Consider the following 23755-nt stretch of genomic DNA (forward strand, 5'->3'; position numbering starts at 1 on the left):
ATGTACGGTTTTATCGCTTTGATAATCGTTTATGGCTTAAGTGCTATTATTAGCCAAGTATTCAAAAATAGTTTGAACGGGAGCAAGTCCAAAAAAACAACCAGTCAAGTTCTGACTGAATACAAAAAAAAGTTCGAAGACGCCAGCAAAGAACTTTCTAAAAAAACTGAAGACACAACGAGAACTGGACGTACGCAAAACTTTTTAACGGGTCAAAAAAATAGCCAAACTAAACAAAACTTTTTAAACTCTCAAAGGAATAGCACGCATCATCAAAAGTCTCAAGTTAGCCAAAATTTTGGTAGACAAGTCAATTCTGTTAGACCAAGTAAAGCTAGCAAACAAGCTATGTCTAATGCATCTTTAAAAACTAGTAATAAGCAACCGCAAAAAATGCAATCTAGCCAAAAAACAGAAGATAAACTACAGTTAATGCAAGATTGCCTGGCGCAAATCCAAAAGGTTTTTAAAAACTATGATGAGAATAAATTAAATATATCTATTATTGATATTGATTTCGTCAAAGAATTTAAGTTGCTCAATTCTAGTCAGATTTATCATATGGATAGAAATGATGTACTAACTTATGTCCAAAAGCTTGAACGCTTTAAAATAAAAAATCCAACGCTACCTGAAAAGCTGATAAAAAGTTTGGAAAACTTCTTGAGGGACATTAGATACATTCAAAATGATTCCCTAGTAGAAGAAGAGACATTTCCTGAAAAAGTTATTCGAAATAATCTGTCTAAACACAAAAGCTTGGTTCCAATTGGAAATAAAACTGTCTTGCCTCTAAAGCAATCCATTATTTGGAAAGAAATATTGGACAAACCTAAGAGTATGAGATAAACTATTTAGGCATAGAATTTATGAAAAGGTCTTGTGCACCATGGCAAGACCTTTTCTTTTACTTTATAGTTTAGAAAATATACAAGGAGAGATTAAATGGCTCAACCAGCAGTAACTTATGAATTAATCAAGACAGAAAAACATACTGGTGCTCGTTTAGGCAAGATTACAACGCCACATGGAACATTCGAAACACCAATGTTTATGCCAGTTGGAACACTAGCAACAGTAAAATCCATGGCACCCGAAGAGTTAAAAGAAATGGGAGCTGATATTATCCTCAGCAATACCTACCATTTGTGGCTACGACCTGGAGCTGACCTAGTTGAAGAAGCTGGAAAATTACACAAATTCATGAATTGGGATAAGGGAATCTTGACTGATTCAGGCGGCTTCCAAGTGTTCTCTCTTAGTGACATGAGACGAATTGAAGAAGAAGGAGTTCATTTTAGAAATCACTTGAATGGCTCAAAAATGTTCCTTTCACCAGAAATAGCCATCGATGTCCAAAACAAGTTAGGTGCTGACATCATTATGAGTTTTGATGAGTGTCCTGATTTCCATCAATCCTATGACTATGTTAAAAAATCTATCAACCGGACAACGAGATGGGCTCAAAGAGGGTTGGAGGCTCATAAATCTCCTGAAACACAAGGCCTATTTGGCATTTTACAAGGGGCTGGATATGAAGACCTACGCAAACAGCATGCCAAAGATATGGTGTCTATGGATTTTCCTGGATATTCAATTGGTGGTTTGTCTGTTGGCGAAACTAAGCAAGAAATGAACCAAGTCTTAGATTATCTTACGCCATTGATTCCAAGCAACAAACCAAGATATTTAATGGGGGTTGGTTCTCCAGATGCATTAATCGATGGTGTCATACGTGGTATTGATATGTTTGACTGTGTTTTACCAACTCGTATTGCCCGTAATGGAACCTGTATGACTAGTAAAGGACGTTTAGTGGTTAAAAATGCCAAGTATGAACGTGATTTTAGACCATTAGATGAGAATTGTGATTGCTACACTTGTAAAAACTATACAAGAGCATATATCAGACATCTATTCAAGGCTGACGAAACATTTGGTTTAAGATTAACGAGTTATCACAACTTATATTTCTTAATCAATTTGATGAAGCAAGTGAGAGAAGCCATTAGAAATGATAACTTACTTGAATTTAGACAAGCCTTCTTTGAAGAGTATGGACTAAATGTTGCAAACCCTAAGAATTTCTAAGGACTTTTGGTCAAATCTATAGCATTTAAGTCTTAGATTTGATACAGTTAAGGATGTACTTTATGTGGTTATTTATCACAGAGTAAAAATATACTGCCTAAACTTTGGCGCAGTAGACTTTGATAGAAAGGAGATTCATTCATATGAATTGGCAAATAGTTATTATCTTGTATATCGCAATGGGGTTAGTATACTTTTTCGTTGTGAGAAAACAAAAAGCAAGAAATAGAGAAGCGCAAGACTTATTGAATACTTTAAAACCGGGAGACCACGTAGTAACTGTTGGAGGCTTACACGGTATTGTTGATGAGATTATTGCTAGCAATAATACTATCGTTTTGGACTGCGAAGGCATTTTCTTAACCTTTGAGCGTCGTTCGATTCACCATGTAGTACCACCAGTAGCTAGTGATTTATCACCAACTGAAGATCAACCATTGGAAGATATGTCAGTTGATGTTGAAGAAAAAGAATCAGATTCAGCTAACTAATTTACATCATTAAGGTAGGGGTAGGGTATGAGTACTCAAGAAAGTCATGATTTTTTAAGACCGTGGTTAGCTTTTAAAGTGATTGAATTTTTTGAAGCAGGTTATGAAACAGTATCCAGTTCTGACTTAGAACAATATGTCTATAACTTTCTTTGGAAAAGGCATAAACCCAAAAAATATCTTGAACAGCTATACCAAATTAATGCCATATCACCAAATGATTATTTTGATTATCAATCGATTGAGGCGCAAGTACGTAATGTGACTTCTTTAAATGAGATTGATTTCAGTGAATTGTTTTAAAGTTAAGCCAAACAGAAATGTTTGGCTTTTTTTTGTTGTTGTGTTTAGAGAATGTGAGTCTCTGAGGTGCTGCCTACGTGACTGTAAATCGACTAGCCAAAACAGTCACAGTGCGTCAGCTATGCTTTACATCGTTATTTCTGATAGAGGGGGGAGATTCAAAGGTTGCTACTAGTGATAAATTTTTGTGCAAATTAATAAAAAAAATAAAAAAATGCAAATGAAAATGTTTTCATAGTGAAAAAAGTTCAAAAAAGCTATTTACATTTCTTGTGAGAAGGTGTATTATACATATGTGAGATAAATAACAATACCTAGGAGGATTCAAATGGTAGAGAAAGCAGTAGCAGAAAAAACGGTCGTTGAAACAGTAGACGAATTGGTTCAAAAAGGGCTTGTGGCTCTTGAAGAATTTCGTCAACTAAACCAAGAACAAGTGGACTATATCGTGGCAAAAGCATCAGTCGCAGCTTTGGATCAACATGGCGTTCTAGCTATGCATGCAGTAGAGGAAACAGGTCGTGGAGTCTTTGAAGATAAAGCCACAAAAAACTTGTTTGCTTGTGAGCATGTAGTGAACAATATGAGAAATTTAAAGACAGTTGGTGTCATTGAAGATGATGATGTTACGGGGCTAACATTGATTGCTGAACCAGTTGGGGTTATCTGTGGGGTTACACCAACAACCAACCCAACGTCAACAGCTATTTTCAAATCTTTGATTTCTCTAAAAACTAGAAACCCAATTATTTTCGCTTTCCACCCTTCAGCACAAGAAAGCTCAGCACATGCAGCTCGTGTCGTTAGAGATGCAGCAGTTGCAGCAGGCGCTCCTGAAAACTGTATTCAATGGATTGAAACACCATCATTAGAAGCAACAAATGCTTTAATGAATAACGATGGAATTGCAACTATCTTAGCAACTGGTGGTAATGCAATGGTTAAGGCTGCTTACTCATGTGGAAAACCAGCACTAGGAGTTGGAGCAGGTAATGTACCAGCTTACGTTGAAAAATCAGCAAACATCCGTCAAGCAGCTCATGATATCGTAATGAGTAAATCATTTGATAATGGTATGGTTTGTGCTTCTGAACAAGCGGTTATTATTGATAAAGAAATTTATGATGACTTCGTGAAAGAATTAAAATCTTACCACACCTATTTTGTTAACAAAAAAGAAAAAGCTTTGTTAGAAGAATTCTGTTTTGGTGTAAAAGCTAATGGCAAAGATTGCTCAGGCGCAAAATTAAATGCAAATATTGTTGGTAAGCCAGCAACTTGGATTGCTGAACAAGCTGGGTTCTCAGTACCAGAAGATACTAATATTCTTGCAGCTGAATGTAAAGAAGTAGGCATCAACGAACCTCTAACTCGTGAAAAATTATCTCCAGTGATTGCTGTATTGAAAGCAGATTCTACTGAAGATGGGTTAGAAAAAGCTCGTTTAATGGTTGAATTCAATGGTTTAGGTCACTCAGCAGCGATTCATACTGAAGATGCCGATTTAGCAAAAGAATTCGGAAGAATTGTTCGTGCTATCCGTGTTATCTGGAATGCACCTTCAACATTTGGTGGGATTGGGGACGTTTATAACTCATTCTTACCATCATTAACTCTTGGATGTGGATCTTACGGACGTAACTCTGTAGGTGATAACGTAAGTGCGGTCAATCTATTAAATATCAAAAAAGTGGGGAGACGTAGAAATAATATGCAATGGTTTAAAGTTCCTTCAAAAATCTATTTCGAACGTGACTCAATTCAATATCTACAAGTAATGAAAGATGTTGAACGTGTAATGATTGTTACCGATGACGCTATGGTTAAATTTGGATTCTTACAAAGAGTAATTGATCAACTATCTTTACGTAAAAATGATGTTGTCTACCAAGTATTCTCTGACGTAGAACCTGATCCAGATATCACAACCGTAAACCGTGGAGCTGAAATGATGAAAACTTTTGCTCCAGATACCATTATTGCTCTTGGTGGTGGTTCTGTAATGGATGCTGCTAAAGTAATGTGGATGTTCTATGAACAACCAGAAATTGATTTCCGTGACCTAGTTCAAAAATTCATGGATATCCGTAAACGTGCCTTCAAATTCCCAGAATTAGGTGAAAAGGCTAAATACGTTGGTATTCCAACAACATCAGGAACTGGTTCTGAAGTTACTCCATTTGCCGTAATTTCTGATAAAGCCAATAACCGTAAGTACCCACTAGCAGACTACTCATTAACACCAACAATTGCGATTATTGATCCTGCTTTTGTTATGACAGTACCTGCTCACGTAACGGCTGACACTGGTATGGACGTACTAACTCACTCTGTTGAAGCTTATGTATCTACATTGGCAAACGATTATACAGATGGATTAGCCCTACAAGCTATTAAATTAGTTTTTGAAAACTTAGAAAACAGTGTTAAGAATGCTGACTTCACTTCTCGCGAAAAAATGCATAATGCTTCTACAATGGCAGGTATGGCTTTCGCTAACGCATTCTTAGGTATGTCCCACTCAATGGCGCATAAGATTGGTGGATTCTTCCATACTGTTCACGGACGTACCAATGCTATCTTATTACCGTACGTAATCCGTTACAATGGTACTCGTCCTGGTAAGACTGCTACATGGCCAAAATATAACTACTATAGAGCCGATGAAAGATACCAAGATATCGCTCGTACATTAGGCTTACCTGCTTCAACACCAGAAGAAGGAGTAGCATCATTTGCCAAGGCTGTTTATGACCTAGGGGTAAAAGTTGGTATCGAAATGAACTTCAAAGCACAAGGTGTGGATGAAAAAGCATGGAATGAACACAAACGTGAGATTGCTTTGTTAGCTTATGAAGACCAATGTTCTCCAGCTAACCCACGCTTACCAATGGTTGACCACATGGTAGAAATTCTTGAAGATGCTTACTATGGATATGAAGAACGTCCAGGAAGATTAAAATAATCCTAATTTAGGAAAATTAAAACATGAAAAGATGCGTAGTATATCGTCAAAGATATACGCATCTTTTTGTATCTTCTGCTGAACATGGTATAATCATGGGTGGTAATTCAAAATTGCTACACTTTTTAAGAGTGAGAGCTTTTATAAACATATAATATTATATTGGAGGGATTTGATGGAATGGTTTAGTCAACAACCAGTTGTCTTACAAGCTTTTATAGCTGGATTATTTACTTGGGGATGTACAATTTTAGGGTCATCCGTGGTTTTCTTTTTCAAGACAGTTAGTCGGAAATTATTAGATATTATGATGGGGTTTGCTGCTGGTGTTATGATTGCTGCTTCTTTCTGGTCATTACTAGCGCCAGCCTTAGAGTATGCTGAGCCTACCTATGGGTCCTCTAGTTGGATTCCAGTATCTATCGGTTTCCTAGTAGGTGGCTTCTTCTTAAGAGGAATCGATGCTTTAGTTCCACATTTACATTTAAGTAGTGACATTTCCAATAAAGAAGGGGTAGAAACTAAACATAAATTATCAAAAACAACCTTATTGTTTCTGGCTATTACCATTCATAATATACCAGAAGGACTAGCGGTGGGGGTTGCTTTTGGAGCCTTGGCTAATCATTTACCAGGTTCAAGTTTAATTGGAGCAATCGGTTTGGCAATTGGGATTGGTTTGCAAAATATTCCTGAAGGAGCCGCCCTATCTATCCCAATTAGAACTGACGGACAGTCGCGTTGGAAAGCATTCTACTATGGGTCAATGAGTGCCATTGTTGAACCAGTTGGGGCGGTTATTGGTGCTGTGGCAGTTATGACAGTAACGTCCATCTTGCCCTATGCTTTAGCTTTTGCAGCAGGTGCCATGATTTTCGTAGTTGTTGAAGAGTTAATTCCAGAATCCCAGACAAATGGCAATACAGATGTGGCGACACTTGGATTAATGGTTGGCTTTGTCATTATGATGATTTTAGATGTATCACTTGGTTAATTAGTTAAGATAGTACAGTAAATCCTTGTAATACCAATTCTAATAAGGTATGCTACTTATACAGATATATTTTGTAGTATCATCAAAATAGTACAGATTAGAGGGATTTTATGGCAACCAAACACGATCAAATTATCGATTATATTGAATCATTACCAGTTGGAGAAAAAATTTCTGTTCGTTCTATTGCTAAAAATTTAAATATGAGTGAAGGCACAGCCTATCGTGCTATCAAAGAAGCTGAAGTCAGCGGATTAGTGTCAACTATTGAAAGAGTTGGCACTATTCGTATTGAAAGGAAATCCAAAGATAATTTCGAAATCTTAACTTTTGGTGAGGTTGCTAAAATTATCGAAGGTGAAGTATTAGGTGGACAAGACGGATTAGACAAGGTTCTCAACCGCTTTGTCATCGGAGCTATGACGGAAGAAGCTATGTTACGTTACATTCAACCAGAATCATTGATGATTATTGGTAACCGTGAAGGCGCTCAAAAACTAGCCTTGGAAAATGGAGCGGCGGTATTAATTACTGGTGGTTTTGAAGCTAGTGAAGAACTAATTCATTTGGCAGATAGCCTAAAAATTCCTGTACTCGGGACTAGTTACGATACCTTTACCGTTGCCACCATGATTAACCGAGCAATGACAGACCAGTTGATTAAAAAGAAAATTATGTTGGTCTCTGACATTTATACTGAGTTAGCAGATACTTATTATTTGACCAGTGATGGCACAGTTTATGATTATCGGCAGCTAAATGAATCGTGTGGGCATTCTCGTTTTCCAGTTGTTAACCAAGTGGGACGACTGGTCGGAATTGTTACAGCCAAAGATGTGATTGGAAAAAGCGACAGCATGTCATTAGAAAGGGTTATTACAAAACACCCAACCATTACCAAACCTCATACCAGCGTTGCCAGTGTGGCACATTTGATGATTTGGAATGGGTTGGAGATGATACCGGTTGTGAAAGATAACTTGGAATTGCTGGGTATGGTCTCAAGGCAGGATGTTATGAAGGCTATGCAATTAGCCCAACGCCAACCTCAAGTAGGGAACACCATTGAAGATGAGGTGGTTGATAATTTATCACTACCAAGTTTGAGCAGCGATTCTCCTGAACATTACCGCTTCACAGTGACTCCACAGATGACCAATAGCTTAGGCACCATATCTTTTGGAGTCTTGTGCGAGGTGATTTCAGCAGTGACTAGGGATTATCTCTTGGATGTTCAAAAGAAAAATGCCGTTATAGAACAGCTGAGCTTGCATTATTTGAAAATGATTCAGATTGATAGTGAGATTGAGATTCAAATTAAGACGCTAGATATAGGACGAAAGTATGCTAAGTTAGACATTGAAGTCTTGCTGGAAAATACAATAGTTGCTAAAGCTATTGTGACCAATCAATTAATGGAGAAAAACTAATGGAAAATAAAACCAAACAATTTCATGCCATCCTCAACAAAATTGAAGACTATGATAAGATTTTAATTCTGCGCCACCAAAATCCAGATCCTGACGCTATCGGATCACAAGCTGGACTTGGGGAGCTATTAAAGAACAGATATCCAGAAAAAAGTATTAAATTGGCTGGTAAATCTTTTCCAGATTTTCACTATATTGCTGAGATGGATGAAATTAGTCTAGAAGAGTTTCAAGAATCGCTACTAGTCATCACAGATACAGCTAACAGACCTAGAATTGATACACCTTTTCCTATCAAGGATAACCATCCATGGATTAAGATTGATCACCATCCTGATGATGAACCTTATGGGGATATCTCTTACGTAGATACTACAGCATCCAGTGCTAGTGAAATTATTGCCGAGATGAGCATTCTACTTGGGGAAGACTTGCCCATGACGGATGCAGCTGCCCAAGTTTTGTATGCGGGAATTGTTGGAGATACTGGACGATTTTTATATCCTTCAACAACTTCAAAAACCTTTATGATTGCTTCCAAATTAGTTGAATATACCTTTGACCATTCTGATATTTCGAACTATATGATTACTAGACCAATAGCCGTTAATCGACTAGCGGGTTATATGTATCAAGAGGTAAAGATTTCCGTCTCTGGAGTGGCTTCAATTGTTTTGACTCAAGAAATTCTTAAGCAATTCGGTGTTTCGGATATTCAAACATCCATGTTGGTGTCAATTCCAGGAACGTTTGAAGCGGTTGTGTGCTGGGGGATTTTTGTAGAGCAAGCATCTGGTTATTACCGCTGTAGACTGCGTTCGAAGGGGCCGATTATCAACCAAGTGGCCAAAAGACATGGTGGTGGTGGACACCCATTAGCTGCCGGAGCAAATGCCTATTCCTTAGAAGAAATCCAAGAAATCTTACAAGAGTTTGAAGAATTAGTGGAAAATACATCCAAATAAATGTTCATACATTGTTATTATTAAAAAACTTAACCCCTAGCCTCGGTTTCAGGTAAGGGTTAAGTTTTTTTATTGCATTTTAGAAAGTTTTCAATCTATAAAAATCCATTTGCCATAACTTGTGAACTGCTTTATCAAATTTTATGCTGTGTTGACATAAAGCTTATATAAGGATAAAATAGAGGATGTGATAACTCTTAAATGACTAACACAAATAAATTATGTAAAATATGTAGACAAAAATTAAATAGATACGGAGGTGACTCATGAAACCAGAACTATTGTTTGGAGGCCTCGCGGTATTAACTTTAATTTTAGGTGTCGTAATCGGATATGTGTACTTTAAGTTAAAGCATGAAAAAGGTCTAGAAAATGCTCGAATTTCTGCTTCGGCAATCTTAGAAGATGCTCGAAAAGAAGCAGATCGCTTAAAAAAGGAAGTATTACTAGAGGCTAAAGATGAAAATCACAAATATCGTACTGAAGTTGAAAATGAGTTAAAAGAAAGACGAAATGAAGTAAGCGTTCAAGAAAAACGCATCATTCAAAGAGAACAAAACTTGGACCGTAAAGATGAAAGTCTTGAGAAGAGAGAACGTTCTATTGAAACGAAGGAAGATAAATTACAAGATCGTATTGAACAAGTCAAAGTAAAAGAAGAAAAAGCTGAAGAATTACTTGTTCAACAACAAAAAGAACTTGAAAGAATTTCTACCATTAGTCGTGAGGATGCGCAAAAAATTATCATGAAAGAAACAGAAGAACAGTTGAGCCATGAGGTTGCTGTTTTAATCAAAGAATCTGACCAGAAAGCTAAGGACGAAGCGGATCGCAATGCTAAGAATATTATTCTTCAAGCTATTCAACGTTCTGCAGCAGACTTGGTTTCAGAGACAACGGTTACTGTTGTTACTTTGCCTAATGATGATATGAAAGGCCGGATTATCGGTCGTGAGGGACGTAATATTCGTACTTTGGAAACTCTAACAGGTATTGATTTAATCATCGATGATACGCCAGAAGCAGTGGTACTTAGTGGGTTTGATCCAATCCGTCGTGAAATCGCCAAGATGACTTTAGAAAAACTAATTTCTGATGGTAGAATTCATCCAGCTCGAATTGAAGAGATGGTTGAAAAATCACGTAAAGAGATGGATGAAAGAATTCGTGAAATTGGAGAACAGGCTACTTTTGAAGTAGGCATTCATTCCTTACATCCAGATTTAATTAAGATTTTAGGTAGACTATACTTTAGAACAAGTTATGGTCAGAATGTGCTAAATCATAGTATTGAAGTAGCGAAATTGGCTGGAGTTATGGCGGGAGAACTAGGGGAAGATGTTAACCTTGCCAAACGAGCTGGATTGTTACATGACTTAGGAAAAGCGTTAGATCATGAAATTGAAGGTTCCCATGTAGAAATCGGAGCGGAAATTGCACAAAAATACAAAGAAAATCGTACTGTTATCAATGCGATTGCTTCTCATCACGGTGATGTTGAGCCGACTTCTGTTATTTCGGTATTAGTAGCTGCAGCAGATGCTTTATCAGCAGCTAGACCAGGAGCAAGAAGTGAATCTTTAGAAAACTACATTCGTCGTTTAGAAAGATTGGAATCCATTGCAACAGAATACGAAGGTGTTGAGCGTAGTTTTGCAATACAAGCAGGTCGAGAAATACGTGTTATGGTTAAACCAGATCGCATCGATGATTCACAAGCAATCATTGTTGCACGTGACATACGTAAAAAAATTGAAGAAGAGCTTCAATATCCGGGACACATCAAAGTTACGGTTATTCGCGAAACGCGAGCAATTGAATACGCAAAATAAACCTCTTTATCCAAGAGAGTAAAGTAAAGAAACGACTAAGTGGCTGTGGCTGCTTAGTCGTTTTTTTCAAATGTTCCATATTAATGAAGAAATAACTTGGTTTTTCATATCATTGAAAAAATAATATAATCAAAATGTAAAGCGTTTACGGAGGTGCAACGTGAAGAAACGACAGAAATCATTGTTGTTATTTTTAATAGATCAGTCAGATTTTGTTTCAGGGAAAGAATTAAGTAAGGAACTTGGAGTATCTACTAAGACCATCTTAAGTGATGTTGACAGGTTAAATCAGAAACTTAAGGATTATCAATTAGAGATTGTAAAAATTCCTAGAAAGGGAATTCACTTAAAAATTGATTCAGAAGCAAAGAAGCACTTAGTTCAAAAAATGTTTTATGAAATTAAAATAGAAAAGTACTCACCGATTGACCGACTAGATAGATTAGTTAACGAGCTTTTCTTAAAAAAATATGAAATAGATATTTTTCAATTTTCTGAAGAAGTATTTGTTACAGAAGTTTCCGTCAGAAGAGATATTGAACACCTCAAGACATTATTGTTTCCTTACAAAATAGACTTAAGAATAATGAATGGTAAAGTCGATGTAATCGGTACTGAAAATCAGATTCGCTTATTTTTAAGAAATTATCTTTTAGACATCTACAAAGAAAGATTGAGTGAACAGACTGAAAATATTAGCCTATTTTTTGATAAGTCCGATATTGATAATGTGGAAAATGCTCTTAAAGATATTTCAGAAAAGTATCATCATGTTTTTCCAAACCACTATTATCAACCTTTATTGATATCGACTTTGATACATTCTAGAAGAATACAACTTAAGCAATACACTCAAATTGAAGATGCTGATATTATTCGTAATTTAAGTTATATGAGTGTGTATTTTTTTTCAGGAGAATTGTTAAGTAGAGTAACTAATATTGCAATTTCTGAATTACTCAGTCAGGAAATAGAGTCGTTAGCATATATATTATTAGCATCAGGTTTTGATATTAACACCAGTATTTCAAATCATGAGGTTAATCAACTCACTGATGGTTTAATCAAAAAAGTTGGGATAATAATGGATTTTGATTTTACAAAAGATGAACATCTAAAAATTATGTTGGTTAATCATATCGGTCCCATGATTCTTCGGTTAAGACAGCAAACTATTGTTCAAAATCCAGTGTTAGAGGAAGTAAAGACACAATATGGTACTTTGTTTAATATTATTTGGTTTTCTGTTAGAGAGTTTGAAAATGACTATGATATTAAATTCACTAATGATGAGATAGCGTTTCTCGTAATTCATTTTCAGCTAGCTTTAGAAAAAATTCGTAAACCACTGAATATTCTTGTTGTCTGTCCCACAGGTATTGCAACTTCAGAATTAATTATGACAAGGTTAAAGAGTCTGATTTCTTATGTAGATAATCTAGTTCAAGTGACCTTAAGTGAATTAAAAGAAAAAAATACCGAAAATATTGACTTGATTATTTCTTCAGTCAACATAGGAAACCAAGTTAGCAAAGTCATCATGGTCAATCCTTTAATGACTCAAAATGATATTCAGGAAATACAAAGTTATTACCATGAATTGACGATGGGAAGTAGGCAAATTTTACAAAAAAAAGATTCAGTTGGTTATTACCCAACTTTGTTAAAAGATTTAGTACAGGAGAATATCCATGTTCATATTGATTGTAAGGATTACAATGCAGCAATGAAAAAAATTATTGCGTTTTCTAGCCGAGAAAATGCTAGTTCTAAAGAGTTCTCTAAATCAATCCTTTCTCGTGAAGAAATGGGGAGTACTAGTTTGTATACTGGAGTCGCCTTACCACATTGTGACCCTAGTTTTGTAAAAAAATCTGAGCTAGTCATTATGACATTAAACAAACCTATTCAATGGGGGACAAATTTAGTTAAAATGGTTGTTTTGATTGCATTAGCTGAAAAGGATGTAGCCATTTTCAAGGATGTGTTAATTGCTCTGTATAAAAGTATTGAACACAAAGAAGTGATCAATGAACTCTGGAAATGCAGTAGTGCAAATGAAGTAAGAAATAGAGTCTTAGTAGAGGTGAGTCGGAATGTTTGATCAAGAAATAATTGAAATTGCTGTTAATAATATTGGGACTGCTCAAGAAGCATTGGAATATTTAGGCAGAAAAATGATTGAGAAAGGAGTCGGAAAAGAAACGTTTGTTAAAGCTATTGTAGAAAGAGAAAAAGTATTTCCAACAGGATTGCAGTTCGATGGTTATGGTGTTGCTATTCCTCATACGGATGCTGAGCATGTTTTAAAAAATCAAATTGCTGTGATGACTTTAAAAGAACCAGTCATTTTTAATCAGATGGCCAATGAACAAATTCATGTTCCAGTTAATACCATTTTTATGCTGGCGATTAATCAACCACATGCTCAGTTAGAAGTTTTACAGCAATTGATGTCCTTATTACAAGATAAAACAGTTATGGAAAGTATAAACAATTTGACAAATACCCCTCAACATATTCAAAGTATCATCGCAATGTTAAAAAGTAATGGAATTTATTAGGAGGAGAGAACATGTTAGAGATTTTTCAAAAATTTATTGATTTAGGTGCCATTGTTGTTTTACCTATTCTGATTTTTTTATTTGGAATGTTACTTGGAACTAAGCCCAAGAAAGCTTTTATTTCAGGGATTACAGTTGGAATAGGGTTTGTTGGTTTAAACTTAATCATAGACCTATTGGGAAGTAGCCTTGGCCCTGCAGCTCAAGAAATGGTTAAACGATTCGGATTGAATTTAACGACTATCGATGTAGGTTGGCCAGCAGCTGCTGCTATTTCTTATGGAACTTTATTAGGTAGTTTGGCGATTCCAATTGGTATTGGAGTAAATATCTTGCTATTATTCTTAGGTTGGACTAAAACTTTGATGGTCGATATGTGGAACTTCTGGCATGCTGCCTTTGTGGCATCCTTAGTCTTTGCAACGACTGGAAATTTTGCCCTAGGTATTTATGCAACTGTTGCTTACCTAGTAATGATATATTTGTTAGCGGATATTATCGCACCAGCTATTAAAAAGTTTTATGGGTTTCCAAATATTACGTTTCCACATGGAACATCTGCTCCGGGTTTCTTAATTGCTATTCCCTTAAATTGGATCTTTGATCGAATCCCAGGTTTTAATAAAATTGAAGCTGATCCAGAAAAAATTCAAGATCGGTTTGGTATATTCGGAGAAAGTACATTTATGGGACTAATCATCGGTATTGGAATGGGGATTCTAGCGGGTTATGATTTAGGACAAATTTTACAATTAGGGATAAAAACTTCTGCAGTTATGGTCATTATGCCTCGTATGGTTGCATTACTTATGGAAGGTTTAACACCAATTTCTGAAGCGGCTAATCAATTTGTACAAAAACGATTTCCTGGAAGAGAAGTTAACATTGGTATGGATTCTGCCTTATCAGTTGGACATCCTGCAGTCTTATCCAGCTCATTAATATTGGTACCAATCACTATTTTATTAGCAGTAGTTTTACCTGGTAATCAAACGTTACCATTTGGAGACCTTGCAACAATTCCTTTCGCAGTTTGTTTAATGGCTGCAGTATTTAGAGGGAACATTGTCCGTACTGTCGTTGGTGGAACTATTTATATGGCATCAATTCTATATATTACGTCATGGGTTGCACCACTTGTAACTAGAGCAGCACAATCAGCAAATTTTGATTTGGCAGGAAATACTAGTATTACGGCTATGGTTGAAGGTGGGTTATGGCCAACACTATTATTTGTTTTTGGCGCTAATACCATGCCGTGGATAATCATCTCTCTTATTTTGCTTGTTAGTCTTGCAGGGTTGTTTTATGTAAATAAAATTTTACCAAATAAAAAGTAGAATAAATCAATATATCAGGAGGAAGTCAAATGAAAAAGTTATTAATCATGTGTGGGTCAGGAATTGCAACTTCAACAGTTGTTGCGGGAAAAGTGAAAGAATGGTTGAAAGAAAATGGTTATCAAGATAGGGTACAAGTTTTCCAATCGAAAGTTGCTGAAGAAGTTAATCGTATAGATGACTACGATGTTGTGATTACAACAACTGTTGTGCCAGATAAAATTAAGGATAAAGTTATTAAAGGGCTTCCTTTGTTGACTGGTATGGGATTGGATGATTTGTGGGCTGAATTGAAGAGTCAATTAGGGGAATAAAAACATGAAAGCTTCTATGAATGATGTGTTACGTCAAGCGAGAATTAATCATTTTGCTGTACCGGCAACTAATTTTATAGATTTGACTACTGCTCGTGCTTATAAAAGAATTAGTGAGAAACTTCAACTACCTTTGATACTAGCTTATGCTCAGTCTCATTCAGATATTTTGCCTTTAGAAGAGGCAGCTTTAATTGGAAAATACATCCAAAAATCTGCACATACACCAGTTGTACTTCATTTAGATCATGGTCAAGATAAAGAATTTATTTATCGAGCTATTGAATTAGGGTTTAATTCAGTTATGATTGATGCTTCTTTAGACTCTTATAACGACAATGTTAACAAGACTAGAGAAATAATTGACTTAGCTAAGCCATTAGGCGTTGCAGTTGAAGCAGAGATTGGCTTTGTTGGAGCAAATGCTAATCTTGAAAACCACGAGGTAGCAGAATCAATTTATACCACAACGAATCAGGCCGTTCAATTTGTTAAAGATACAGATGTAGATTCCTTAGCAATCTCTATTGGGACGGCTCACGGTCTATATTCTGGAATACCTAAAATAAATTTTGACCGATTGAGAGAAATTCGTAATGCTTTATCTATTCCATTAGTATTACACGGTGGTTCATCTTCTGGAGAAGAAAATCTTTCTAGATGCGCATTAGAGGGCATAAGTAAGATAAACCTTTTCACAGATTTAATTCAAGCGGGCTATCATATGAAAGAAGATCCTTCTATAGTAGATTATGTTTCCTTGAATCGTACCATTCAAAGTGGAATAGAAGGTGAATTAGAAAGATACTATCAAGTATTTAGAACAAAATCGTTGGAGGTATGAGATGAAAAAATTCTTTGTGTTTAATCCAAAATCATATCTGACAGGACAAGCTCTTTATGATTTAGTAAAAGTGGCAGACACTATTGCCAGCCAATCGTCAGTGGAGATTTTTGTAACAGGTCCTTATGCTGATTTATCTAAGATGAAAGAAGTATCATCCCATGTTGTTATTACCGCTCAACATATAGATGCTATTGAAAAAGGTAGGGGGATGGGAGCGGTTTTACCCGAATCAGTCTATCAAGCTGGAGCTAGAGCTACATTTTTGAACCATGCCGAGAAACCAATAAGTTTGGCAGAGTTAGTCACTGCAATAAATTTTGCTAAAACAATTGGCATGAAGACAATTGTTTGTGCTAGTTCAATTGAAGAAGGTAAAGCTATTGCTGAACTTAAACCAGATATTATATTATGTGAGCCAACCCAATTAATTGGTACAGGACAAACTAGTGATGAGTCTTATATTCTTGAAACCAATCAAGTGATTAAAGATATCAGTCCCTCAACACGGATTATGCAAGCCGCAGGGATTATGACACCAGATGATGTATATCGTGTTATTCGACTTGGTGCTGATGGTACCGGTTGTACGAGTGGGATTGTTAAAGCCGATAATCCAGCAGAGATGTTGGTTGAAATGGTTAAAGCAGTTGAGAGCGCAGCGAAGGAGATGAATTAAAGTGACAGTCTATATTAAGGAGATTAAGGTATTTTCCACTGGCGGACAAGCTACCTTTTCAAATATATCTCAAGAAGTCAAAGATATTGTTAAACAAAGTGGTATATCAAAAGGAACATGCACAGTTGTGAGTCCACATACCACTTGTGCTGTCCTCTATGAAGAATATACACATGATGCGGATGAAAATAATGTAGAATTACTACATTTGGATTTAGACGATGCTTTGATGAAGGTAGCTCCACCACATAATAATGCTGCTACGTATAGATATCCTGGTCCAGAACATTATAAAGCAGTAAAAGAATGGCCGAATTATTTAGAATATCTACCAGGTGGTGATCCAAAGGCTATTTGGAATGGTGATGCTCATATTAAAGCATCAATTATTGGAGCTAGTGAAATTTTAGTGATCAATAACAACGAATTAGCAGTAGGAAAAACAGGCTACATCTATTTTATTGATTTTGATACTACAAGACCGCGAACAAGAACCTGTCAAGTAGTTGTTATGGGTGAATAAGTAGAGTGATAAAATTGAATAAAAAATGCAGTGGGGCTGGGAAAAAAGTCCAAAAGGTAACCAAATAAAATAGTTCCCCAGAAATCTATCCGAAATAACGGTGTATAGCATAGCTGACGCACAGTGACTGTTTCGGCTTCAGCCGATTACAGCCACGTAGACAGCTAAGACAGTGAGACCTAGGCTCACGGCGGTGCCACCGTTTCCATTTCTGATAGATTTCTGGGGAACTATTTTATGATTTAGAAATTTTTTTATTTTATTACAGACTTTTTGCCCAGCCCCACTGCATTTTTACTAAAGGAAGCTAGCATAGAATGACTATTTTTATAAGAATAATCAATAAAGAAATAACCAGTCAAAAATTAAACCTCAACAGGTAACTCTTCACCAATCAAAGCCAATTGAGCAACAACTTGGTCATGGCTCAAACCATGCTTTTCAACATAGCGATTTCTTGGGTGTACACGACACTCGTGGCTACATCCACCTAAATATTTAGCTTCATTTTCTTCTGAAGTAAGGATTTGGCGGTTACATTCTGGGTTGCTACAGTTGATGTAGCGTTCGCAAGGCGTTCCATCAAACCAGTCACGACCAACGATAACGTGTTCTTTATGATTGATAGGCACAGCAATACGATTGTCAAAGACATACATTTGCCCATCCCATAGGTCACCTTGAACTTCTGGGTCTTTCCCATAAGTGGCAATACCACCGTGAAGTTGACCAACATCCTTGAAGCCCTCACGAACTAACCAACCAGAGAATTTTTCACAACGTACGCCACCTGTACAGTAGGTAACCACACGTTTTTCGATAAATTCATCTTTATGATCACGAATCCATTGTGGAAGCTCACGAAAAGCCTTGATATCAGGTCGAACAGCTCCACGGAAATGACCTAAATCATATTCATAATCATTACGTGCATCAATAACGACTGTATTTTCATCCAGAATAGCCTCACGGAATTCTGTTGGTGTTAAATATGCACCAGTTAATTCAAGTGGGTTAACATCATCTTCTAAGCCCAAATGAACAAGTTCTGGTTTGTATCGCACAAACATTTTTTCAAAGGCATTTTGACTTTCGTCATCGATTTTAAACCATAAATCGGCAAAACGCTCATCTTCATGAACGTAGTCTATATATTTTTGGGTTGTTTCGTAATCACCAGAAACTGTCCCATTGATTCCTTCATCTGAAACCAAGATACGGCCCTTTAAACCGATTGATTTACAGAATTTTAAGTGGTTAGCAGCAAATTCTTCTGCATTTTCTATTGGCACATATTTATAATAAAGTAGCACCCGAATATTTTTTGTCATTTTCTTCCTCCTTATACTTTGCATGAGCATGAGGTTCGAATTTGTGAAATTCTAACAATTGATATTATAGGGGATAGAGATATAAAAGGCAATCTTATTGAGTAAGCAATTGATAAAAAGTAGAGCTTCACTTGACATGACAAAGTTTTCAAGTCTAAAATGGGTGTATTGTCATTAGATAAAAAACAAGGAGGATGACTATGTCTAAGAAAACCAAATCAACCTTATCTATTATTGTCGCTTTAGCTATCATGGGCTTTATTTTTTATAGTTCATCCATGTCTTACCAAGACCAATCATTGGTGTCAAAAATACAAAAATGGCTACCAGGACAGCCATTTTCTGAATTTCTTTCTCAGATTAATTTTAAATATGCAGGAACTACTATTAGTGTTCCTAGTTTAGGCTATGCACAATTTATTGAGTTTTTTATTCGAAAAGCAACTCATTTTATTGTTTACTTTATTATTGGCTTTAACTGGGCACGAGGCTTGGCTGGACATATGAAGCAAAAACCTTTGGCCTATCTGTTGGCTATTTTGATTACAGTACTTTATGCTGGGGCGGATGAGTTCCATCAAGGGATTACTCCCGGTAGAACACCGCTTATTCAGGATGTTCTATTAGATTCTGCAGGTGGTCTTTTGGGAATTGCGATAGGCTACTTTAAGCGCTTCTAGGAGTCAAACCAAATTCATATCAAAAAAAATTTAAAAAGAATCAAAAAGTGATTAACTTTTTGATTCTTTTTTGCGTATCTATAGTGTGACTAGTCAAATTTGGAGGAAAACTATGGAAGCAATTGCTAGAGAGGTGATCCAGCAAGCACAAAAACATCGCATAGATGATATTCATCTATTGCCTAATAAGGACAACTATTCTTTCTTTTTGAGAGATTCTAGTGGTTTGAGGGCATTCAAATCAATTAGCCATCAAGAAGCCGAACGATTTATTTCTTATATGAAATACCAAGCCAATATGGATGTGGGTGAAAGGCGTCGTCCTCAAAGTGGGGCTTTTACTTTTCGTGTCAATCAAAAGTATGAGCTAGAACTACGATTATCCGTCATTACCAATTACAAACTACAAGAGTCTCTTGTGATTCGTCTTTTGCATATGACGGGCCAAGAGGAGGTAGCAACCATGACCTATTTTCCAAGTGACATGGAGTATTTAGCTCGTCTACTTCGTTATAAAAGTGGTTTACTCCTTTTTTCTGGTCCGGTATCTTCTGGCAAAACCAGCACCATTTACCAACTGTTACGGCAGGAAATGGCTCTGGAAGCTAAGCAGATTATTACTATGGAAGATCCAGTGGAAATATCAGAGCCTCTATTCTTACAAACGGAAATCAATGAGAAAGCTAATATTTCCTACGATGTCTTAATAAAAAGTTGTCTTAGACACCATCCTGATGTCATGTTGGTAGGTGAGATTCGTGACGAAGAAACTGCCAAGATGGTTATCCGAGGAGCTTTGACGGGGCATTTGATGATTGCATCGGTCCATGCTAAGGATTGTTTAGGTGTCTTGTCTCGGATGATGGAATTAGGGGTTTCCAAACAACTATTAAGTCAAACCCTGATTGCTGTCAGTAGTCAACGATTGATTGCTAGGTATTGTGACTTGTGTCAGGGAGATTGTCATTTGTACTGCAATCATATAGACCGTTCGCAGAAAAAAGGGACACTCTTTGACATTTTACAAGGGCAGGAGCTTTATCAGAAACTCGAGGAGACGCATCAAGACCATTGGCAGGAGAATAGTTTCAATAGAAAGTTGAGGAAAGCATATGGACTTGGCTATATTTCGAAAAGTAGCTACATCAAATATCAAATTTTCTAAGAAATGGCCCCTTCAAATTCAAGGGCAATTCTTAATTCAGCTATCAGAACTCCTAGAGGAAGGATTTTCACTGAATGAAGCAGTTCAGTTTATGGAGTTGCTTTTTGACAAACAAAAAGCGGATATTCATCAGCTAGGCCAAGGTTTGGCAGAAGGAAGCAGTCTAGAAGAGAGTCTGCATCCCTTTGGCTTTGGGCAAATGGTCTGTTCACAACTGTATTTGTCTCAAAAACATGGTTCGCTAATGGCTACCTTAGAAACGAGTGGTAAGTTACTTTTATTAAAACGCAAACAGGCCAAGAGTTTACAGCAAGTGATGGTCTATCCCTTATTTCTAATGGTCTTTATTACAGGAATGCTAATTGCCATGAGAAGTATTCTGCTGCCACAAGTGCAATCCATGTTATCGCCAGAAATATTGGAGTCCAATACATTTGCTGCTGGGATTATCTTTCTCTTTCAAAACCTACCGATGATTCTGTTAGTAGGATTATCAACCATGCTAGCTCTACTGCTCTTACTTTTTGTAAGCTTCAAGCAAAAATCTCAATTAGAAAGAATCCGTTTAGGCTTAAAGTTTCCCCTTATCAAGAAATGGTTGCTCCTATATTTTTCATTTGTCTACAGTAGGGAGTGTGCCTTTTTCTTGGGCAATGGGCAGACACTTCACCAGATGATGCAGCAGATGCAAGAAACCGGCACAAGTCCCTTAACCAAGGAGATAGCTGAATTTTTACAAGCACAACTCATGTTAGGTCAATCATTTTCCCAAGCTATGAAAGACATAGGAGTTTTTAAGCAGGAAATGGTTTGGATCATTATTCAAGGAGAGCTAACCAGTCAGTTACCTATTAAACTAGCTCACTATGCCCAAGGTTGTTTGAAGGATTTGATTGCCGATATTGAAAAAAAGATTTCTATTATACAGCCACTTATGTTTATTTTTATTGGATTAAGTATTGTAGCTATTTATGCTGTTTTGCTACTTCCAACATTAACTATCCTAGAAGGGAAATGAGAAAAATGAAAAAGAAAATCAGAAAATGTTTAAAGAAAAAATCAGGTTTCACCTTAATTGAAATGGTTATCGTGTTATTTATCGTGGGAATCCTCATGCTCTTGATTATCCCAAATGTCGCCAAACAGCATGAAAGTGCTCAAGCCAAAGGGGACCAAGCTATTGTCGAAATAGTGCAATCGCAAGAAAGAATGTACATGATAGATAATTCTACAAAAACAAAGCCGAGTATTGATACCTTGGTGTCTGATGGGTACATCACTGCACAACAAAAAGCAGCCTATGAAGAAGCAGCTAAAAATGACGACTAATGATAAGTTCTAAGAAAAAATATAAGCCGGGTTTCACCTTGATTGAAGTCATGATTGTTTTAGTTATTAGTGGGATTATCCTTCTGATGGTTCCTCTAATCAGTAACTACCATCTCACTTCCTACCAAGAAAAACTCTTTTTCAAGGAGTTTGAAAACCGCTTTAAAGTAGCTCAAATGAGTGCTATCACAACAGATAGTCTTTCAATGATTACTTTTTTAGGTCAACCTATCAATATGGTTCAATTTCGTATTACTGGGGATGAGTCTTTAAATACCAAACTTAAACTCCCAAAAAGTGTAAAAATGACTAAGAATGTGGATATGATTTTGCGTCAAACGACAGGAACGCCTAATAAATTTCAAGATATTGTTTTCGTAAAAGAAGACCAATGGATTATCTATCATTTTCAGATGGGGGCAGCTAGGTATTATGTGGAGAGGATTGAAAAGTAAAGGAGCCAGTTTGATAGAAGCAGTCGTTGCCTTTAGCGTGGTTACAATGATTATATTTATTTTGACTAGCCTTTTAAGTAGTATGATTGTCTCGCAAGAAAGACAAATTTGTCAGTTAAATGCCTATTCCAAGGACTGGATGTTCCTTCGTAAGCAAGTAGATAGCATTCAAACTTACGCACACAGTCAAGTCGAGCAAGAAGTTAAGCAAGTAGAAGCTACTAATAAACTTGAAACATTAGTAAATAGTCAGTCAAATGTCACTAGTCAGTCACTGTTGAAAAGTTTTCAGACCATAAAAGGAAGTGCTAGTCATGCTTGTTTTGAAGAAGTTGAGGCCATTGAGCTCATCCATATGGAAAAAGAAACGACCGGGCTTCACACTAATTGAAGAAGTGGTTAGTCTATTCCTTATGACGAGTGCTGTTCTATTTCTTTTATCTGCCATGCGGTTGATGAATCAAGTAGAGGAATTACTAGATGTGCCGAACGCGTTAGAATGGCATTTATTTGTCACTCAATTGGATATTGAAACAAAGGGCTACCATCTATCTAAAGACCGACAAGCTATTGTGTTTGAATCATTTCAAAAAGATAAGCTGCCAATAGTTTTAAAACATAGTTATCAACAAAAAGCAGGTCAGGTTGTCTACTTATCGAAAAACAATGGGTATCATCCCATTTTGATTGGTTACAAGGAAATGTCCATCATTCATCAAGGAAAGGATATTTCTATTGAAGGACTTCTGACTAAGGGCGAAGCTTTTCAAATAAATTTTCTGCCAGCAAGAGAAAGTCTATCAATGATTAGCCGAGAAGTCATCAAGGAAAGTACGTTGGAAAAAGAGCGTAAACTAAAAGATAAAGAAGATACTGAAAAGGGTGACGAGAGTAGTGCTGAAAATGAAAATGAAAATAAAAATGAGACTGAGTCACATTCAACTCCTCAAGAAGAATAATCGTCTAAGTGCTAAAAAAGGCTACATTATGCCAAGTGTTATTCTAATTCTGACCATGATTTTACTTTTAGTACAATCCATTCATCAGGTAAAAGTATCTAATACCAAACAATATCAACTACTAAGAGACTCATACCAGTTAGCCATCCTCCTTGAGTGGTCGCAATTGGAACTTGCTAAAGAACTGGTGGGTCAAGATAGCTATGAAGAGATAACCTTTCCAAACCGCTTAGAGTTTAGTCACGGTCTGGTGAAAATTACATTTGATAAAACGAATCATAACTTTTTACTGTCAGCACACTTAAAAAATGGCAAAAGTAAAACATCTAACTTTCATATTGATAGACACCTCGTCATCCTAAAAGAGAAGATTGTGCCAGAAGAATAGAGATTTAACCTCCCTTTTCAGTAAATTCTTTTAAAAAATAGACAAGACAGCCATAAAATGAGTAGTTTCTTCTACACAACTTTATGGCTTTTCGTTATACTTATAAGAGATAC

Annotated in this window: 25 protein-coding genes and 1 pseudogene; 25 read left to right on the plus strand and 1 reads right to left on the minus strand. The window is 36.4% G+C overall.

Annotated elements, in window-relative coordinates; all coding sequences use genetic code 11:
- The 17 genes and pseudogenes from NPA36_RS04365 to NPA36_RS04445 all read left to right on the plus strand — a co-directional run bounded on the left by NPA36_RS04365 (position 1) and on the right by NPA36_RS04445 (position 17335).
- Entirely contained in the window at positions 1-849 is an 849-nt protein-coding gene (locus NPA36_RS04365) for a hypothetical protein (protein ID WP_256944889.1), read from the plus strand.
- A gap of 96 nt (positions 850-945) precedes the next feature.
- Positions 946-2091 (plus strand): tRNA guanosine(34) transglycosylase Tgt, encoded by a 1146-nt coding sequence (tgt, locus tag NPA36_RS04370; RefSeq protein WP_256944890.1) that lies wholly within the window; start codon positions 946-948, stop codon positions 2089-2091.
- A gap of 143 nt (positions 2092-2234) precedes the next feature.
- A complete protein-coding gene (gene yajC, locus NPA36_RS04375) occupies positions 2235-2582 on the plus strand; it encodes a preprotein translocase subunit YajC (RefSeq protein WP_256944891.1) in 348 nt (115 codons plus the stop codon).
- Between the two features lie 27 nt (positions 2583-2609).
- A complete protein-coding gene (locus NPA36_RS04380) occupies positions 2610-2885 on the plus strand; it encodes a post-transcriptional regulator (protein ID WP_256944892.1) in 276 nt (91 codons plus the stop codon).
- A 328-nt stretch (positions 2886-3213) separates the two neighbouring features.
- On the plus strand, positions 3214-5850 hold the full coding sequence (gene adhE, locus NPA36_RS04385) for a bifunctional acetaldehyde-CoA/alcohol dehydrogenase (RefSeq protein WP_256944893.1): 2637 nt from the start codon (positions 3214-3216) through the stop codon (positions 5848-5850).
- Between the two features lie 175 nt (positions 5851-6025).
- Entirely contained in the window at positions 6026-6844 is an 819-nt protein-coding gene (locus NPA36_RS04390) for a ZIP family metal transporter (RefSeq protein WP_256944894.1), read from the plus strand.
- 110 nt (positions 6845-6954) lie between these two features.
- Complete coding sequence (locus tag NPA36_RS04395) at positions 6955-8274, plus strand: DRTGG domain-containing protein (protein ID WP_256944895.1); 1320 nt, start codon at positions 6955-6957, stop codon at positions 8272-8274.
- Positions 8274-9239, plus strand: a complete 966-nt coding sequence (locus NPA36_RS04400) for a DHH family phosphoesterase (RefSeq protein WP_256944896.1) — start codon at positions 8274-8276, stop codon at positions 9237-9239. Before NPA36_RS04395 ends, NPA36_RS04400 begins: the two co-directional genes overlap by 1 nt.
- 266 nt (positions 9240-9505) lie before the next feature.
- Positions 9506-11071, plus strand: coding sequence for a ribonuclease Y (gene rny, locus NPA36_RS04405; protein WP_256944897.1), 1566 nt, complete (start codon positions 9506-9508; stop codon positions 11069-11071).
- 133 nt (positions 11072-11204) lie between these two features.
- Positions 11205-11402: pseudogene (locus tag NPA36_RS10250) on the plus strand (HTH domain-containing protein); the annotation flags it as partial.
- Positions 11403-11459: 57 nt separating this feature from the next.
- Positions 11460-13175 carry a BglG family transcription antiterminator gene (locus NPA36_RS10255; RefSeq protein ID WP_407932781.1) on the plus strand — a complete coding sequence of 572 codons (1716 nt, stop codon included), beginning with the start codon at positions 11460-11462 and terminating at the stop codon, positions 13173-13175.
- Positions 13168-13635, plus strand: a complete 468-nt coding sequence (locus NPA36_RS04420; protein ID WP_256944898.1) for a PTS sugar transporter subunit IIA — start codon at positions 13168-13170, stop codon at positions 13633-13635. The genes NPA36_RS10255 and NPA36_RS04420 overlap by 8 nt, the downstream gene beginning before the upstream one ends.
- An 11-nt stretch (positions 13636-13646) precedes the next feature.
- Positions 13647-14975, plus strand: coding sequence for a PTS galactitol transporter subunit IIC (locus NPA36_RS04425; RefSeq protein WP_256944899.1), 1329 nt, complete (start codon positions 13647-13649; stop codon positions 14973-14975).
- A gap of 29 nt (positions 14976-15004) precedes the next feature.
- Positions 15005-15289 carry a PTS sugar transporter subunit IIB gene (locus tag NPA36_RS04430; RefSeq protein ID WP_256944900.1) on the plus strand — a complete coding sequence of 95 codons (285 nt, stop codon included), beginning with the start codon at positions 15005-15007 and terminating at the stop codon, positions 15287-15289.
- Between the two features lie 4 nt (positions 15290-15293).
- Positions 15294-16133 (plus strand): class II fructose-bisphosphate aldolase, encoded by an 840-nt coding sequence (locus NPA36_RS04435; protein WP_256944901.1) that lies wholly within the window; start codon positions 15294-15296, stop codon positions 16131-16133.
- A 1-nt stretch (position 16134) separates the two neighbouring features.
- Complete coding sequence (locus tag NPA36_RS04440) at positions 16135-16812, plus strand: triose-phosphate isomerase (protein ID WP_256944902.1); 678 nt, start codon at positions 16135-16137, stop codon at positions 16810-16812.
- Position 16813: 1 nt separating this feature from the next.
- On the plus strand, positions 16814-17335 hold the full coding sequence (locus NPA36_RS04445) for a YjbQ family protein (RefSeq protein WP_256944903.1): 522 nt from the start codon (positions 16814-16816) through the stop codon (positions 17333-17335).
- A 365-nt stretch (positions 17336-17700) separates the two neighbouring features.
- Here NPA36_RS04445 and trhO read toward each other — a convergent pair whose 3' ends face one another.
- A complete protein-coding gene (trhO, locus tag NPA36_RS04450; RefSeq protein ID WP_256944904.1) occupies positions 17701-18666 on the minus strand; it encodes an oxygen-dependent tRNA uridine(34) hydroxylase TrhO in 966 nt (321 codons plus the stop codon).
- A gap of 200 nt (positions 18667-18866) precedes the next feature.
- On the opposite strand from trhO, the gene NPA36_RS04455 reads away from it, so the two are divergent.
- The 8 genes from NPA36_RS04455 to NPA36_RS04490 all read left to right on the plus strand — a co-directional run bounded on the left by NPA36_RS04455 (position 18867) and on the right by NPA36_RS04490 (position 23642).
- A complete protein-coding gene (locus NPA36_RS04455) occupies positions 18867-19346 on the plus strand; it encodes a VanZ family protein (protein WP_256944905.1) in 480 nt (159 codons plus the stop codon).
- Between the two features lie 112 nt (positions 19347-19458).
- A complete protein-coding gene (gene comGA, locus NPA36_RS04460; protein WP_256944906.1) occupies positions 19459-20511 on the plus strand; it encodes a competence type IV pilus ATPase ComGA in 1053 nt (350 codons plus the stop codon).
- Positions 20459-21529 carry a competence type IV pilus assembly protein ComGB gene (comGB, locus tag NPA36_RS04465; protein WP_256944907.1) on the plus strand — a complete coding sequence of 357 codons (1071 nt, stop codon included), beginning with the start codon at positions 20459-20461 and terminating at the stop codon, positions 21527-21529. Before comGA ends, comGB begins: the two co-directional genes overlap by 53 nt.
- Before the next feature lie 5 nt (positions 21530-21534).
- Entirely contained in the window at positions 21535-21840 is a 306-nt protein-coding gene (gene comGC, locus NPA36_RS04470) for a competence type IV pilus major pilin ComGC (protein ID WP_256944908.1), read from the plus strand.
- The gene (gene comGD / locus NPA36_RS04475; RefSeq protein ID WP_256944909.1) at positions 21840-22295 is read left to right on the plus strand and encodes a competence type IV pilus minor pilin ComGD; all 456 of its coding nucleotides are present in this window, start codon (positions 21840-21842) and stop codon (positions 22293-22295) included. Before comGC ends, comGD begins: the two co-directional genes overlap by 1 nt.
- Positions 22285-22686: a hypothetical protein gene (locus tag NPA36_RS04480; RefSeq protein ID WP_256944910.1), complete on the plus strand. Its 402-nt coding sequence runs from the start codon at positions 22285-22287 to the stop codon at positions 22684-22686. Before comGD ends, NPA36_RS04480 begins: the two co-directional genes overlap by 11 nt.
- Positions 22637-23254 (plus strand): hypothetical protein, encoded by a 618-nt coding sequence (locus tag NPA36_RS04485; protein ID WP_256944911.1) that lies wholly within the window; start codon positions 22637-22639, stop codon positions 23252-23254. Before NPA36_RS04480 ends, NPA36_RS04485 begins: the two co-directional genes overlap by 50 nt.
- A 28-nt stretch (positions 23255-23282) precedes the next feature.
- Entirely contained in the window at positions 23283-23642 is a 360-nt protein-coding gene (locus tag NPA36_RS04490) for a hypothetical protein (protein ID WP_256944912.1), read from the plus strand.
- Positions 23643-23755 lie beyond the last annotated feature (113 nt).

The organism is Granulicatella seriolae, assembly GCF_024543085.1.
GTDB classification, from domain to species: domain Bacteria; phylum Bacillota; class Bacilli; order Lactobacillales; family Aerococcaceae; genus Granulicatella; species Granulicatella seriolae.